A 16,166-nucleotide genomic window follows, 5' to 3' on the forward strand; every position below is an offset into this window, starting at 1 on the left:
CTACTTATCCTTACACAGCGGGAAACCAAGCGCTTCACGTTTATCATAATAACTTTGTGCACACGCTTTTGATAAAGCACGAACGCGTAGTATGTAACGTTGGCGTTCGGTTACCGAAATTGCGTGGCGCGCGTCTAATAAGTTAAATGCATGCGATGCCTTCATTACTTGCTCATAAGCCGGTAACGGTAAATTTGCTTCAATTAACTTTTGGCTCTCTGCTTCACATTTATCAAACTGAGCAAATAGATCTTCTACGTTGGCGTGCTCAAAGTTATAAGTAGATTGTTCTACTTCATTTTGATGAAACACATCGCCGTAAGTTACTCGCCCAAGCGGGCCATCAGCCCAAACTAGGTCGTAAATACTGTCTACGCCCTGAATATACATGGCTAAACGCTCTAGGCCGTAAGTGATTTCGCCAGTTACCGGTGAGCACTCAATGCCGCCCACTTGTTGAAAGTAGGTAAACTGGGTTACTTCCATGCCGTTTAACCAAATTTCCCAACCTAGGCCCCACGCACCTAAGGTAGGTGATTCCCAGTTGTCTTCAACAAAGCGCACTTCGTCTGTTAAGGTATCTATGCCTACGGCCGCTAAAGAGCCTAAATAAAGCTCTTGAATATTATCTGGCGAAGGCTTTAGCACAACCTGAAACTGGTAATAATGCTGTAAGCGGTTTGGGTTTTCGCCGTAACGGCCATCGGTAGGTCGTCGACACGGTTGTACGTATGCACTCGACATTGGCTCTGGGCCAATCGATTTTAAAAATGTTTGCGGGTGGAATGTCCCAGCTCCCACTTCCATATCAAGTGGTTGAATAATAACGCAGCCTTGCTGCGCCCAATAATCCTGTAAAGCCAGGATCAAACCTTGAAAGGTTTTAACGTCATATTTTTGCATATTTGGCTTTTTACTATCTGAGAAGTAGCGTGAAAATTACCCTCAGTATACCTTGTGCACACGCAGGTTTTAAGCAGTTTGTGCAATTGAAAAAATAAAAAAGGAGCCATTGGCTCCTTTTTTGTGAGTAGTATTACTAATTATACGTCTAGGTTAACTACGCGTAGCGCGTTCTGTTCTATAAACTCGCGACGAGGTTCTACTTGGTCACCCATTAGCGTTGCAAATAACTGATCGGCAGCTACTGCATCTTCAACGGTTACTTGTAGCATACGACGTGCATCGGGATCCATTGTAGTTTCCCACAGCTGACTTGGGTTCATTTCGCCCAACCCTTTATAGCGCTGTATATAGAGGCCACGCTTAGATTCAGCAATTAGCCATTCTAAAGCATCCACAAAGTTATCAACAGGTTGTGTTTTCTCACCGCGTTGAATATAAGCGCCTTCGGTAATGATATTTGCAATGTTTACACCAGTAACAGCAATGCGCTGATAATCGCGTGAAGCTATAAAATCATAATGAAGTACGTGCGCTTTATCTACACCGTGCTGACGAATTTTCACTACTGGGTAGTATAAATTGCGCTCAGTATCGTGCTCTGTTGCAGCTTGGAAAATAGTAGCATCTTCATCACGATCAATTAAGTCATCAACTAATTCTTTAGTCCATGCTATTACTTTAGCTTCATCTGAAAGATCTTCTTTTTTCAGTTCACTTTGGTAAATAAGACGGTTCATTACAGTATTAGGAAACTTACGTTTTAGACGCTCAATTACCTTAACGGTATTTTGATAATCGTGAACAATTTTTTCTAGTGCTTCGCCTTCAATACCGCTTGCATCTGTACTGGTGTACAAAGTTGCATTATTTAAAGCAAGTGTTGTTAGGTATTCAACTAGTGCTGGATCATCTTTAATATAACGCTCTTGCTTACCTTTTTTCACTTTATAAAGTGGTGGTTGTGCAATATAAATATATCCGCGCTCAACAATTTCAGGCATTTGGCGATAAAAGAACGTAAGTAATAAGGTACGAATGTGCGAACCATCCACGTCAGCATCCGTCATGATAATGATACGGTGATAGCGCAGTTTTTCAGGATTATATTCATCACGACCAATACCACAACCTAATGCCGTAATGAGTGTTGCTACTTCTTGTGATGAAAGCATTTTATCAAAACGTGCTTTTTCAACGTTTAATATTTTACCTTTAAGCGGAAGAATAGCTTGGTTTTTACGGTTACGTCCCTGCTTGGCTGATCCGCCAGCAGAGTCTCCTTCCACTATGTATAGTTCTGATTGTGCTGGATCTTTTTCTTGGCAATCGGCTAACTTACCAGGTAAACCGGCTAAGTCCATTGCACCTTTACGACGTGTCATTTCACGTGCTTTACGTGCAGCTTCACGCGCACGTGACGCATCTATTATCTTACCTACAACAATTTTGGCATCTGTTGGGTGTTCTAATAAAAACTCAGTGAATTTTTCAGCCATTGCTTGTTCAACCGCAGACTTAACTTCGCTCGAAACTAGCTTGTCTTTAGTTTGTGATGAAAACTTAGGATCTGGTACTTTAACACTTACAACAGCAGTTAAGCCTTCACGAGCGTCATCACCCGTTGCATTACTGGTTGTTTTAGCTTTTTTGTTAAAGCCTTCTTTTTCCATATAGTTGTTAAGTGTACGTGTTAGCGCAGATCTAAAACCGGCTAAGTGAGTACCACCATCACGTTGTGGGATGTTATTTGTAAAACAGTATATGTTTTCTTGATAAGCATCATTCCACTGCATTGACACTTCAACAACAATACCATCTTCTTCACGCGTATGTGTAAAGTGGAATACACCTTTATGTATAGGTGTTTTATTACGGTTTAAATACTCTACAAACGCTCTGATACCGCCTTCGTATTTAAAGTGATCACTTTTATTCTCTTCACGCTCATCATTTAAAATAATGCTTACGCCAGAGTTTAAAAATGAAAGCTCGCGTAAGCGCTTAGCTAAAATGTCGTAATGAAAATCTAAGTTAGTAAATGTTTGATCACTTGGCCAAAAACGTAACTCTGTACCAGTTGTGTCTGCGTCGCCAATTACGGCTAATGGCGCATCTGGTACACCATGAGAGTATGTTTGCTCATGAAGTTTACCTTCACGGCGAATTGTTAATTTAAGCTTTTCTGATAATGCGTTAACAACCGATACACCAACACCGTGTAAGCCACCTGAAACTTTATAAGAGTTATCATCAAACTTACCACCGGCATGCAGTACCGTCATGATTACTTCGGCTGCAGATACACCTTCTTCTTCATGAATTGAAGTTGGGATACCACGGCCGTTATCTCGTACAGATACCGAACCATCTAAGTGAATCGTTACAAAAATATCATCACAATGACCTGCTAAGGCTTCATCTATAGAGTTATCGACGACCTCAAACACCATATGGTGTAAGCCCGTGCCATCATCGGTGTCCCCTATATACATTCCAGGACGCTTTCTTACTGCGTCTAATCCTTTAAGTACTTTTATACTCGACGAGTCATAATTCTCAGACATGGTTAATCCCACTTATCTTGTTATTAGGTTGCCATGTTTCACGTGGAACATTTGCAGTTCTCGTTGCATGGGTTCCACCACAGCAGAAATACTTTCAGACAAAATTGAAGATATAAAAATTTGAGAACTGCAGTGAGCTAATAGTTGCCCCACTTTCTCTTTTGTATCTTCGCTTAACTCTGAAGGTAAATCATCTATTAGCAATATAGATTGCTTATCTGTCTCTGACTCAATTAAACTATTTTGCGTTACTTTTAACGCATAAAGTAATAGCTTTAATTGTCCACGAGAGAAAATATTCTCAACGCTACTGCCAGCGACACTAAAACTAAAATCAGCCTTATGAGGCCCTTTACTAGTAAAACCTTGGCGAGCATCTCGCTCAAAGTTTAACTCTAATGCATCGCTAAGAGATTCGCTCTCTTTCCAGCCGGCATTAAAGCTTATTTCTAAATCGCGTATTAGCGTTAATTCTGCACACATTTTATCAAAAAACTGCTGCTTAAACCTACTTATATACGCCATTCTTAATTTATTTATTTGCTCAGCCAGTCTAACAAATTCTTTGTCCCAAAACTTAATTTGGTCAAAATAATTCTTTGGCTTACTTTTTAGTAGCGCATTTCGTTGTTTTAACACTTTATTGAACGATTGCCATAAAAAGAAAAACTCATGTTCCACGTGGAACAAACCTAAATCTAAAAACTTTCTGCGCTCTTTAGGCCCACCAAAAAATAACGAGTAACTCTCTGGAGTAATTATTTGTACCGGCATAAGCTGTGCAAGTTCTGATATTTTTCGGCTCGCCTTACCTTGAATTTTTAAATTCGTTTCGCCCGCTTGGGTTTTACTAATACCAATAGGAATAGATAAGTCGTGTATAGCTTTACGGCCATGAATTACAAACTGCTCTTGCTGATGCGCAATAATACTTTTATGCTTTGATGTTCTAAAAGATTTGCCGTGTGAAAGGTAATAAATAGCTTCTAAAAGGCTGGTTTTTCCGCTGCCGTTTTCACCATAAATTATATTAACGCCGTTAACTGGTTCTAGCGTCAGCGCCTCAATATTACGAAAATATTTGAGGCTCAAATGACTTAAGCTCATTGGGTACTTATAGTCTTATAAACGCATAGGCATAACTACGTACATTGCTTCTTCATCGCCTGCACCTTCAATTAGTGCGCTGCTGTTTGAATCGGCCAATGTAAACAGTACATCTTCTGTTTTTAATGTGTTTAATACATCAAGTACATAAGAAACGTTAAAGCCTATTTCTAGGTCGGCGCCTTCGTAACCAACCTCTACTACTTCCTCAGCTTGTTCTTGCTCAGGGTTATTAGCAGTGATTTTTAACAAACCATTGGATAAGTTTAAACGCACACCTCTAAACTTTTCGTTAGATAAAATAGAGACTCGCTGAAACGCACTACGTAACCATTCGCGATTAGCAGTAATGACTTTATCGCCACCACGAGGTAACACACGGCGGTAATCAGGAAAGCGTCCATCAACTAACTTACTAGTAAAGGTAAACTCTATATCGATAATACGAATATGATTAGCACCAAACTGAATAGTGACTAGTTCTTCGTCGGCTACCATAAGGCGCATAATTTCTTGCACCCCTTTACGAGGTATAATTAGCTGACGCTGCGTATTAAGCGATTGCTTTAATTGCTTTTGTGCAATAGCTAAGCGATGTCCATCAGTGGCCACTGTTTTAATGTCAGTATTGTCTACTTCAAACGACATACCATTTAAATAGTAACGTACGTCTTGATTCGCCATCGAAAAATGCGTGCTTTCTAGTAATTTTCGCAGCTCTAAACGCGTTAGTTGAAACTCAACTTCGCCATCCCACTGTTCTAAATTAGGAAAGTCTTCGGCGGCTAAGGTCGTTAACGAAAAACGACTTTTACCGCTGGTTAGTAATAACTGATGCTCTTGTAAGCTTAACGTTAGGTCTGAACCATCTGGTAGGCTTTTACAAATATCGAGTAATTTTTTAGCCGGTAATGTTAACTTAGTATCGGCAATATCATCACCTACAAACACGCTTGCAACGAGTTCAATTTCAAGGTCGGTACCTGTCATTGAAAGTTGCCCGTTTTCTACTGCTAACAATACGTTAGATAAAATTGGCAATGTATGCTTACGCTCAATAGCGCCCGATACTTGCACTAATGGCTTTAAAAACTGTTGTCTTGATATTGTTATTTGCATAATAAAGTCAGCCTTAAGATGACAATGTTCTTATTAAATTTTGGTAATCTTCTTTAATTTCGTGGCTTTCATCACGTAGTGATTTAACCTTACGACACGCATGCAATACAGTTGTATGATCGCGGCCACCAAAGGCGTCTCCAATCTCAGGTAAACTGTGATTGGTTAACTCTTTAGATAATGCCATAGCAACTTGTCGAGGCCTTGCTATAGAGCGACTACGGCGTTTAGACAGCAGATCAGAAATACGAATTCTGTAATACTCTGCCACAGTGCGCTGTATGTTATCTATGGTAACTAGCTTATCTTGTAAGGCAAGTAAATCGCGTAGCGCTTCTTTTACAAAGTCGATAGATATAGGACGACCGGTAAAGTTAGCATTGGCAATAACACGATTAAGCGCACCTTCTAGTTCGCGTACATTAGATCGTAATTTTTTAGCAATAAAAAAGGCGACTTCGTGCGGTAAATTAATTTTACTCTGCTGCGCTTTTTTCATCAATATAGCAACGCGTGTTTCAAGCTCAGGAGGCTCAATTGCAATAGTTAAACCCCAACCAAAACGCGATTTAAGTCTGTCTTCAACGCCTTCTATCTCTTTTGGATAACGGTCAGAGGTTAAAATTATTTGCTGATTGCCTTCTAATAACGCATTAAAGGTATGAAAAAACTCTTCTTGTGAGCGCTCTTTGTTAGCAAAAAATTGAATGTCATCAATCATTAGCGCATCAACACTACGATAGTAACGCTTAAATTCTTCAATCGCGTTATTTTGCAGTGCTTTTACCATATCTTGTACAAAGCGCTCTGAATGCATATAAACTATTTTTGCATCTGGCTTATTAGCCAAAATACCATTACCTACAGCATGCAATAAATGCGTTTTACCTAAACCTGTACCACCGTATATAAATACAGGGTTAAAAGCGGCACCTGGATTATCTGCAACTTGTGTTGCTGCTGCTTTTGCTAACTGGTTTGATTTACCTTCAACAAAACTGTCAAAGGTATAATTTTCTTTTATATTCGATTTATATTCAGATTTTGGCGCTGGCTCTACAACAGGTTTTGGTTGTCGTGATTGTTGTTTGGCTTGTGTAGTTGGCGCCGATTGCGTTCCAGCAACAGATACAGGCTGTGCATTTAATAAAGGCTTACTGCCTACATCAAAACGTAGCTCTGGAGCTTCAACACCACAAATCTCTACTAATAATTCATTAATTCTATTTAGGTATTTTTCTCTTACCCAATCTAGTACAAAGCGATTAGGTGCATAAATCGTCAAGGTATCTTCGGTACTTTCTGCTTGTAGTGGTCGCACCCACATACTGAACTGCTGCGAAGGCAATTCATCTTGCAATACATATAAACAACTTTGCCAAACCGACAGATACACAGTCAAACTCCCAGAGATATAATTTTTATTCCCGCACATCATTAATGATTAAAAATCACCTCTGTAATGCGTTTAAATGGCCCAATAAGCGACCCAAGACCGGCTATTATGAAGACACTTTATCCACAAGTAAAAGACTGATTTTTATAAAATTGTTGATATCACGGTATAAAACACTTAACACAATGATTTAATACAAGTTTAATTTTAAAGCCTGAGCATAGATCATAACAAAATTAGCTCTGGATCGCGAAACAAATCTGCGATCTAATTTAGTTTTCCCCTGCTTTTATTCACTTTTTATACAGGGGCTGTGGAAAACTTCTTATTAATGATGATCCTAATAGATCACTCTTTATGATCTACATTAAATAGCTGGTATACTCTAAGGGTAGTGCGTAATTATGATTGACTTTAATACACTTCATCTATAATATCTCGCGCTCGCAATGGCACCTGTGCCAGGATCGCGACCTGCATAGGATGTTTTAACTTTAACCGATCGGAAGAGATTGTTATGAAAAGAACTTTTCAACCAAGCGTTTTAAAACGCAAACGTGCTCACGGTTTCCGTGCTCGCATGGCAACTGTAAATGGCCGTAAAGTATTAGCTCGTCGCCGCGCTAAAGGCCGTAAAGTTCTTTCTGCTTAATTTATAAGTGGAAGACTTTAACTTTGGCAGGGAGTTACGTCTGTTAACTCCCTCGCATTACTCTCGCATATTTAATGAACCCGCCCGGGCTGCAACTCCTTTCTTTACTCTTTTAGCTAAACCTAATGACCAAGATCAACCTCGGTTAGGACTTACTGTTGCTAAAAAACGAGTTAAAAAGGCATGTCAACGTAACCGTATTAAACGTTTAGCTCGCGAATGCTTTCGTTTAAATAAACACAACATCGACAATATAGATATTGTGCTTATGGTTAAAAGTGGTATTGATGAGCAGTCTAATGAAGAATTAACCAAACAACTGACCAAGTTGTGGCGTAAAATTAATGAGCGCTGCAAACCGGGTGCGCCCAAACCACCACCTTTTAAAAAGCGCCCTAATAAATCAGTTAAATCAAATAAACAGACCTAATAGCAATAGAATTACAGGGTTAATTAAGGTATCTTTAGCTCACCTTTTAATCATGCATTTGAAATCTCATATTGAGTCTTTAAATACATGGTATCTATTTACTAAACTTACGTAGGAGCATATATATCATGAGGTTACTTAAACCACTTGTTGCTTTGCCAACGTATTGTTTAGTTTTATTTATCCGCGGTTATCAAAAGTGGATTAGCCCGCTATTAGGTCCGCATTGTCGTTTTAATCCAACATGCTCTAGTTACGCTATTCAAGCAATTAATTTGCATGGATCAGTAAAAGGCAGTTGGTTAGCAGTTAAACGCATATTAAAATGCCATCCTTTACATTCAGGTGGGAACGACCCCGTTCCTGAAAAATTAACCCATATTAACCACCAACACGAGAAATAAGAGCTGTTATGGAATCGCAACGCACGTTTTTATTCATTGGCCTGATGCTGGTGTCGTTTTTATTATTTCAAGAATGGAATACTGATTACAACACGCCAAAAGCCGATCCGAGTGCCACCACACAAACATTAAACCCAACATCATCAGAATCAGAAGATTATGTACCAACTTCATCTGACTCTGCGTTACCTGCCTCAGCAACTTTAGCAAAACGCTCTGTAATTGAAATTACAACAGATGTTTTCAAAGTTAAAATTGATACCCGAGGCGGTGATATTGTTGAAACTTACTTACTTCAATATGAAGAAACTAAAGGCAGTGAAACACCTTATATGCTGCTTGGTGAGTTTGATGGTAAACAATACTTTTCACAAAGTGGTTTAATTGGCTTAAATGGTCCTGATGCTTCTGCACAAGGTCGCCCAACTTACCACGTAGAGCAAAAGTCATACACTTTAACGGGTGATGAGCTTAGAGTGCCGCTACAGTTTACTGATAGTAATGGTGTTAACTTTACAAAAACCTATGTATTCAAAAAAGGTCAATATGATGTTGCTTTAGAATACACAATTAACAACACCACTAGCACGCCACTTCAAGTACAGCTTTACACACAAGTTAAGCGCACTGTACAAGACAAAGGCAGCATGGTTGATCAAAACTATTTAGGTGCAGCATACGGTACTGATGATGACCCGTACGAAAAGTACAGTTTTTCAGATATGGCTGACAAAAACCTAAATAAAATTACACTTGGTGGCTATGTTGCGTTTATTCAACATTACTTTGTAAGTGCTTGGGTTCCAATGCAGGATCAGTCAAATACACTTTATAGTTTAATTACTAAGAGTAATGCTGCCATCATTGGTGTTAAAGACGAAGCGGTTAATATTCAAGCTGGTAGTGAGCAAACACTTACTGCGACTTATTATATGGGCCCTAAAGAGTCTGATGTACTTGAAGCTATTCACCCAGATTTAGATTTAACCGTAGATTACGGTTGGTTATGGTTTATCTCACAACCTTTATTTGTATTGTTAAAGTGGTTACACAGTATTTTAGGTAACTGGGGTGTGGCTATTATTGCCATTACTATTATCGTTAAGTCGTTAATGTACCCACTGACTAAAGCGCAATATACTTCAATGGCTAAAATGCGTGCCCTTCAGCCTAAAATGGCAGCGCTTAAAGAAAAATTTGGTGACGACCGTCAAAAATTCGGCCAAGCCACAATGGAAATGTACAAAAAAGAAAAAGTGAACCCTATGGGTGGCTGTTTCCCTATTTTGCTACAAATGCCTATTTTCTTAGCCTTGTTCTACGTGTTCTTAGAATCAACAGAACTTCGCCACGCTGAATTTATTTTTTGGCTAACTGACCTTTCTGCGAAAGACCCATACTACGTGTTACCAATCTTATTTGGCGCCAGTATGTTTATTACGCAAAAATTACAGCCTATGACGGTTACCGATCCAATGCAGCAAAAAATGATGACCTTTATGCCGGTTATCTTCTCTGTGTTCTTCTTATGGTTCCCATCTGGTTTAGTTCTTTACTGGTTAGTGTCTAACCTTATTTCTATTGTCCAGATGCTCATCATCTACCGCGGCATGGAAAAGAAAGGTATTAAAGTAAGAGGCTAATTAAGCTCCTACTTATATAAAGGCGACTTCGGTCGCCTTTTTTATTACCTGTTTTTCACTACAGCTATTCGCTACAAATAAATCCATAGGTTACAATACCGCCATAAAGTTACTCATTGTTGGCAAATTAATAGCATGATCAATCAAGACACAATTGCAGCACAAGCAACAGCCCCCGGACGTGGTGGTGTTGGTATTATTCGCGTTTCAGGCAGCCTTGCTAAAAGTGTTGCCGAAAAAGTAGTAGGTAAAATACCTAAAGTTCGCTACGCCGATTATGTGCCATTTAAAAGCCTTGCTGGCGAGCAACTTGATCAAGGTATTGCCATTTACTTTGCCGGCCCTAACTCATTCACTGGTGAAGATGTACTTGAACTACAAGGCCACGGCGGTCCTGTAGTACTGGATATGTTACTTAAAGAAATTAGTAAAATAGAGGGCGTTCGTTTAGCAAAGCCTGGGGAGTTTTCTGAACGTGCATTTATGAATGACAAGCTTGATTTAACACAAGCAGAAGCCATCGCCGATTTAATTAATGCAACCTCAGAGCAAGCCGCTAAAAGTGCCCTACAGTCTCTCCAAGGTGAATTTTCTAAGCACATAGAAACACTTGTAGAAAAAGTAATTCACTTGCGTATGTACGTAGAAGCCGCAATTGATTTTCCCGATGAAGAAATCGATTTTTTATCTGACGGTAAAGTTTCTGGCGATTTAGATGCCATTATTGCCCAGCTCAATACGGTAACCGATCAAGCTAAGCAAGGCAGCATAATGCGCGAAGGTATGCGGGTTGTTATTGCCGGTCGCCCTAATGCGGGTAAATCAAGCTTATTAAATGCCCTTGCTGGGCGAGAAGCCGCTATTGTAACCGAAATTGCCGGCACTACACGTGACGTACTACGTGAACATATACATATAGATGGCATGCCACTGCATATTATAGACACAGCAGGTCTGCGTGAAAGCCCTGATTTAGTAGAACAAATAGGTATTGAGCGCGCATGGGATGAAATAAACCAAGCCGACCGAGTGCTGTTTATGCTTGATGGAACCGACACTATTGATACTGATCCCCATAAAATTTGGCCAGAATTTATGGCTAAATTACCCGTTGGATTAGGGGTTACAGTGATTAGAAATAAAGCCGATTTATCGGGCGATGTTGTTGGTATGGAGCAAAATCAGCAATACCCGGTCATCAGTTTAAGTGCTAAAAATGCCGACGGTATTGAGCTGGTTCGCGAGCATTTAAAAGCCTGTATTGGTTTTGATGGTGCAACAGAAGGCGGCTTTATGGCACGTCGTCGCCACCTTGATGCGCTTGAGCATGCAGCGTACCACTTAGATACAGGTAAAGCTCAGTTAGAAATGCATATAGCGGGCGAAATACTCGCCGAAGAATTGCGTTTAACCCAGCAATATCTAAACGAAATTACCGGTGAATTCACCTCAGATGACCTACTTGGAAAAATATTTAGCTCGTTTTGTATTGGTAAATAAGTTGCCTAATATATTTTAAAGAGCCCTAGAGGCTCTTTTTTATTGTCAAAATCCCCTGCTTTCACTACCTATTTCCTCCCTAAAAACAGCTTTATTGCGCTAATATTAATGCCTGATAAGAGCTGGCCAGTCTTTATTTGTTAGAGTAATGTCGTTATTAACTAAAAATAATGCCACTTTAATAGCTATAAAACGGCTAATTTATAGCATTAACGCAGTCTGTTTTTTACAAAACAGACTGCTATTTTAACTGCAGTGGATCAATTTTACGGTGGCTATTATGGTAATACTTCCTATTAAAATAGCCTTAATTAAGCTTAAGAACTGCAATATATGTTTATAATTCATTCAATATAGGAGCCTATTTTAGGCTTTTATTGACTCTAAATTACGCATATTTATAAAATTGAGTAGAGCAACACAACACCAAGTAAGCATGAATTATATTTTTGGTCGGCCAAGTTAGCTAAAATTAATGATGATCTGCGCTGAAAAAATAAATAATCTCAGATCAGTTATCCACAATTAGCCTTTATTACCTTTTATAGAGACTTAAATTTCCGTATTTAACTAAGTAAATATCCTAGATCCGCCATTAAAACTAACTATTTACTGTTAATTGACTCATTTAATAAAAAGATCAGCTTTATTTGATCTCATTTAAATTTATTTTATGATCTAAATAGCACTTATCAACAGGCATTCTATCCACATTATGATCAGGGTATATATTATTGCTTAATAAGCTCTATTTAAGCATTTTCATATTCTTTAAATCAATAACTTAGCGATCAATCATAAATAAAAAAGTGGCTTTAAACAGAGCTTTCCCCACTGTTACCAACAACTTGATCAGAAGATTACATTTAAAGATTATTTGTTAAACCCTATTTAATCAACAACTTGAGTCGTTATAAATAACCAAGGCTAAAATTACAGCTAAAATAGTTATACAAAAAAGCACTCTTAACTTTACTGTTATACAAACTCAGTTATTATAAGCGGCAATTAAAAGCCATGTGATCACAAAAATTAATGAGTGCAGTAAATATTATTATTGGCAGCCAAATGGGATCCGCTGAATATGTTGCAGAACAATTAGCTGATCAACTTAATGCTCAAGGTATTAGTACGCAACTACATGAACAGCCAGCATTTAACGATATAGATCAGCAAAATACTATTTGGTTAATATGTACATCCACTTATGGTGCAGGGGATTACCCTGAAAATCTGATTAGCTTTATTGACGATTTAATACAAGCTGATGATTTATCTAATATAAAATACTCAGTCATTGGTTTAGGCGATACCAGTTACGATACTTATAACCTTGCTGGGCGCAATATAGATGAGTTATTAGCACAAAAAGGTGCACTTAGAGTAGCCGAACGCTTAGATCTTAATATTCTTGATGAAGCGCTACCAGAGGATACTGCACTGGCCTGGCTTGACTCTTGGCTAGCTAAAACAGGCTTAAATTAATAGATCAAGCTAAAAAACCAAATTAAAGTTACCCACAATTTACTAATAATTTAATAGTTTTTGTGGATAAACACTGATTAAACTGCATTTATAGCTATGCTTATCCATTGGATAAGATCCGGTTGATATTGCCCTGTGCATAAAGTGCCTTTTTGATCAGAGCTTATTCGCTGGATGATCCGATCATGTTCACAACTTTAGATCTGATCTAATCGCATGTTTTAAATAAAGATCTAAACCTTATCAACAGAAAAGTGCTTCAGTAGTAGTAATAGTAATAAAAGATCTTTTTAAAAGATCCTTTATATTATTAGAGATCACACACTTAGATCTTGACCGCTGTTAATCATTTATCTTCTGCTAAATTCTAGGTAGAATACGCTCCCTTTTGAAGTTTACTGGTTTGATTTAAGTAGGATCCCATTAATGATTTTTCACGAAAATTTTGACGTTATCGTAGTAGGTGGTGGACATGCTGGCACTGAAGCCGCATTGGCAGCCGCACGTATGGGGATGAATACCCTGCTGCTAACTCACAATATGGATACCCTTGGTCAAATGTCATGTAACCCAGCAATTGGTGGCATTGGCAAAGGTCACTTAGTTAAAGAAATTGACGCTCTAGGTGGTGCAATGGCACAGGCCATTGACAAAGGCGGGATCCAATTTCGCACACTTAATTCTTCAAAAGGCCCAGCCGTTCGTGCAACCCGAGCACAGGCTGATCGCGCTTTGTACAAAGCGGCAATTCAAACAACATTGCAAAACCAAGATAACTTAAAGATTTTTCAACAATCGTGTGATGATCTTATTGTTGAAAACGATCGTGTTACTGGTGTGGTTACCCAAATGGGTTTACGTTTTAGTGCTCCAAGTGTTGTGCTAACCGTAGGTACTTTTTTAGGTGGCCAAATACATATAGGTTTAGAAAACTTTAAAGGTGGTCGTGCAGGCGATCCTCCTTCAATTGCATTGGCTGATCGTTTACGTGAATTACCTTTTAGAGTGGATCGTTTAAAAACCGGTACTCCACCACGTATTGATGCCCGTACTGTTGATTTTAGTAAAATGCAAGAACAAGCAGGTGATACGCCTATACCGGTATTTTCATTTATGGGTAAACCAAGTGATCACCCACAACAAATACCGTGTTACATCACCTTTACTAATGAAAAGACCCATGATGTTATTCGTAAAAACTTACATCGCTCGCCAATGTATGGTGGTGTTATTGAAGGCATAGGCCCGCGCTACTGCCCTTCTATTGAAGATAAAATTGTTCGTTTTGCTGATAAAGATAAACATCAAATTTTTGTTGAGCCAGAAGGTTTAACATCATATGAGTTATACCCAAATGGTATTTCGACCAGTTTACCGTTTGATGTGCAAATTGAAATTGTGCAATCTATTACTGGCTTTGAAAATGCTCATATTTGTCGTCCTGGTTATGCTATTGAATATGACTTTTTTGATCCGCGCGATTTAAAACGTTCATTAGAAACTAAATTTATTGATGGCTTATTTTTTGCGGGCCAAATAAATGGTACTACCGGTTATGAAGAAGCGGGTGCTCAAGGTTTAATTGCAGGTATGAATGCTGCTTTAAAAGTTCAGGGTAAAGAGTCTTGGACTCCACGTCGTGACGAAGCTTATGTGGGTGTACTTATTGACGACTTAACTACTTTGGGAACGAAAGAACCTTATCGTATGTTTACTAGCCGTGCTGAATACCGTTTATTATTACGTGAAGATAATGCCGATATTCGTTTAACTGAAAAAGGCCGCGAATTAGGCTTAGTGAATGACGAACGTTGGCAGGCATATAACGAAAAAATGGAAGTGATCGCTAAAGAGAAACAGCGTATTAAAGATACCTGGATCCACAAAGATCATACTATGATAGATCAAGTTAATGCATTGCTAAAAACGCCATTAACGCGTGAAGCTAGTTTAGAGGAATTATTACGTCGTCCTGAAATTCGTTATAACGATCTAATGGCTATTGACGGCTTAGGATCTGAATTTACTAATCAAGCCGCGCTTGAACAAGTTGAGATCCATACAAAGTACGCTGGTTATATTGTGCGCCAGCAAGATGAGATCAATAAACAGTTACGCCATGAGCAAACAATTTTACCAAAAGAGTTTGATTATAAAACCGTATCGGGTTTATCAAATGAGGTTGTTGCTAAGCTGATTGATGCTCGTCCAGACACTATTGGTCAAGCTTCGCGTATTTCTGGTATCACCCCAGCGGCGATTTCGTTATTATTGGTGTATCTGAAGAAGCAAGGCTTGTTACGCAAATCTGCATAACGGCGAGGGTACCTAGTGTTACAGCAACAATTAACTACATTGTTAGCGCAAACTAATATTGCGCTAACCGAAAAACAACAGCAACAGCTGGTTCGTTACGTTGAGTTATTAACTAAGTGGAACAAAGCTTATAATTTAACCTCAGTACGCTTACCTGAAGAAATGATGGTTAAGCACATAATGGACAGCTTAGTTGTTGCACCTCATTTACCCGGTCATCATTATATTGATGTAGGAACTGGCCCTGGCTTACCTGGTATTGTATTAGCGATTGCATTACCTAACACTCATTTTGTGTTACTTGATAGTTTAGGTAAACGTGTACGTTTTTTAATGCATGTTAAACATGAGCTAGGACTTGATAACGTCACTCCGGTGCAGTCAAGAGTTGAAGAATATCAGCCAAGTGTTAAATTAGATGGTGTACTCAGTCGCGCATTTGCTTCATTGCAAGATATGGTTGACTGGTGTGGACACTTAATTGATCATTCAGGAAAATTTATTGCCCTTAAAGGTGTGTTCCCTAGCGAAGAGCTAGAGTCATTACCGACTGGCGTTAAGTTTGAGCAAAAAATTGCATTAGAAGTACCTAATTTAGATGCACAACGACATTTAATTATTCTTTCTAAAGACTAGGGATCAGA

General features: G+C 38.8%; 13 protein-coding genes. 8 read left to right on the plus strand and 5 right to left on the minus strand.

Translation table 11 applies throughout. The annotated features are described in order from the left end of the window. The 5 genes from glyQ to dnaA form a co-directional block, all read right to left on the minus strand. Nucleotides 1–903, minus strand: coding sequence for a glycine--tRNA ligase subunit alpha (gene glyQ, locus HC000_RS09880; RefSeq protein WP_011326737.1), 903 nt, complete (start codon nt 901–903; stop codon nt 1–3). Nucleotides 904–1,043: 140 nt separating this feature from the next. Beyond that, nucleotides 1,044–3,470 (minus strand): DNA topoisomerase (ATP-hydrolyzing) subunit B, encoded by a 2,427-nt coding sequence (gyrB, locus tag HC000_RS09885; protein ID WP_011326736.1) that lies wholly within the window; start codon nt 3,468–3,470, stop codon nt 1,044–1,046. A gap of 12 nt (nt 3,471–3,482) precedes the next feature. Then, nucleotides 3,483–4,577: a DNA replication/repair protein RecF gene (gene recF, locus HC000_RS09890; protein WP_011326735.1), complete on the minus strand. Its 1,095-nt coding sequence runs from the start codon at nt 4,575–4,577 to the stop codon at nt 3,483–3,485. Nucleotides 4,578–4,592: 15 nt separating this feature from the next. After that, entirely contained in the window at nt 4,593–5,696 is a 1,104-nt protein-coding gene (dnaN, locus tag HC000_RS09895; RefSeq protein ID WP_011326734.1) for a DNA polymerase III subunit beta, read from the minus strand. 13 nt (nt 5,697–5,709) lie between these two features. Then, entirely contained in the window at nt 5,710–7,092 is a 1,383-nt protein-coding gene (gene dnaA, locus HC000_RS09900) for a chromosomal replication initiator protein DnaA (RefSeq protein WP_041454303.1), read from the minus strand. A gap of 517 nt (nt 7,093–7,609) precedes the next feature. Here dnaA and rpmH point away from each other — a divergent pair. The 8 genes from rpmH to rsmG all read left to right on the plus strand — a co-directional run bounded on the left by rpmH (nt 7,610) and on the right by rsmG (nt 16,158). Continuing rightward, nucleotides 7,610–7,744: a 50S ribosomal protein L34 gene (rpmH, locus tag HC000_RS09905; protein WP_004335215.1), complete on the plus strand. Its 135-nt coding sequence runs from the start codon at nt 7,610–7,612 to the stop codon at nt 7,742–7,744. A gap of 7 nt (nt 7,745–7,751) precedes the next feature. After that, on the plus strand, nt 7,752–8,174 hold the full coding sequence (rnpA, locus tag HC000_RS09910; RefSeq protein ID WP_011329643.1) for a ribonuclease P protein component: 423 nt from the start codon (nt 7,752–7,754) through the stop codon (nt 8,172–8,174). Nucleotides 8,175–8,302: 128 nt separating this feature from the next. After that, nucleotides 8,303–8,578 carry a membrane protein insertion efficiency factor YidD gene (gene yidD, locus HC000_RS09915; RefSeq protein ID WP_011329641.1) on the plus strand — a complete coding sequence of 92 codons (276 nt, stop codon included), beginning with the start codon at nt 8,303–8,305 and terminating at the stop codon, nt 8,576–8,578. Nucleotides 8,579–8,586: 8 nt separating this feature from the next. Beyond that, nucleotides 8,587–10,221: a membrane protein insertase YidC gene (gene yidC / locus HC000_RS09920; RefSeq protein ID WP_011329640.1), complete on the plus strand. Its 1,635-nt coding sequence runs from the start codon at nt 8,587–8,589 to the stop codon at nt 10,219–10,221. Between the two features lie 135 nt (nt 10,222–10,356). Continuing rightward, the gene (gene mnmE / locus HC000_RS09925) at nt 10,357–11,721 is read left to right on the plus strand and encodes a tRNA uridine-5-carboxymethylaminomethyl(34) synthesis GTPase MnmE (RefSeq protein WP_086996465.1); all 1,365 of its coding nucleotides are present in this window, start codon (nt 10,357–10,359) and stop codon (nt 11,719–11,721) included. Between the two features lie 1,035 nt (nt 11,722–12,756). Beyond that, entirely contained in the window at nt 12,757–13,206 is a 450-nt protein-coding gene (mioC, locus tag HC000_RS09930; protein ID WP_179807568.1) for an FMN-binding protein MioC, read from the plus strand. A 426-nt stretch (nt 13,207–13,632) separates the two neighbouring features. Beyond that, nucleotides 13,633–15,522, plus strand: a complete 1,890-nt coding sequence (mnmG, locus tag HC000_RS09935) for a tRNA uridine-5-carboxymethylaminomethyl(34) synthesis enzyme MnmG (RefSeq protein WP_011329637.1) — start codon at nt 13,633–13,635, stop codon at nt 15,520–15,522. Between the two features lie 15 nt (nt 15,523–15,537). Further along, nucleotides 15,538–16,158 carry a 16S rRNA (guanine(527)-N(7))-methyltransferase RsmG gene (gene rsmG / locus HC000_RS09940; RefSeq protein WP_011329636.1) on the plus strand — a complete coding sequence of 207 codons (621 nt, stop codon included), beginning with the start codon at nt 15,538–15,540 and terminating at the stop codon, nt 16,156–16,158. The last annotated feature ends 8 nt before the right edge of the window (nt 16,159–16,166 follow it).

Source organism: Pseudoalteromonas sp. MIP2626, from assembly GCF_013414205.1.
GTDB classification, from domain to species: Bacteria; Pseudomonadota; Gammaproteobacteria; order Enterobacterales; family Alteromonadaceae; genus Pseudoalteromonas; species Pseudoalteromonas nigrifaciens.

What these genes read in the sequence shown, in the direction of transcription:
- glyQ (WP_011326737.1), bottom strand. Translation starts at nt 903, where the DNA reads ATGCAAAAATATGACGTTAAAACCTTTCAAGGTTTGATCCTGGCTTTA.
- gyrB (WP_011326736.1), bottom strand. Translation starts at nt 3,470, where the DNA reads ATGTCTGAGAATTATGACTCGTCGAGTATAAAAGTACTTAAAGGATTA.
- recF (WP_011326735.1), bottom strand. Translation starts at nt 4,577, where the DNA reads ATGAGCTTAAGTCATTTGAGCCTCAAATATTTTCGTAATATTGAGGCG.
- dnaN (WP_011326734.1), bottom strand. Translation starts at nt 5,696, where the DNA reads ATGCAAATAACAATATCAAGACAACAGTTTTTAAAGCCATTAGTGCAA.
- rpmH (WP_004335215.1), top strand. Translation starts at nt 7,610, where the DNA reads ATGAAAAGAACTTTTCAACCAAGCGTTTTAAAACGCAAACGTGCTCAC.
- yidD (WP_011329641.1), top strand. Translation starts at nt 8,303, where the DNA reads ATGAGGTTACTTAAACCACTTGTTGCTTTGCCAACGTATTGTTTAGTT.
- yidC (WP_011329640.1), top strand. Translation starts at nt 8,587, where the DNA reads ATGGAATCGCAACGCACGTTTTTATTCATTGGCCTGATGCTGGTGTCG.
- mnmE (WP_086996465.1), top strand. Translation starts at nt 10,357, where the DNA reads ATGATCAATCAAGACACAATTGCAGCACAAGCAACAGCCCCCGGACGT.
- mioC (WP_179807568.1), top strand. Translation starts at nt 12,757, where the DNA reads ATGAGTGCAGTAAATATTATTATTGGCAGCCAAATGGGATCCGCTGAA.
- mnmG (WP_011329637.1), top strand. Translation starts at nt 13,633, where the DNA reads ATGATTTTTCACGAAAATTTTGACGTTATCGTAGTAGGTGGTGGACAT.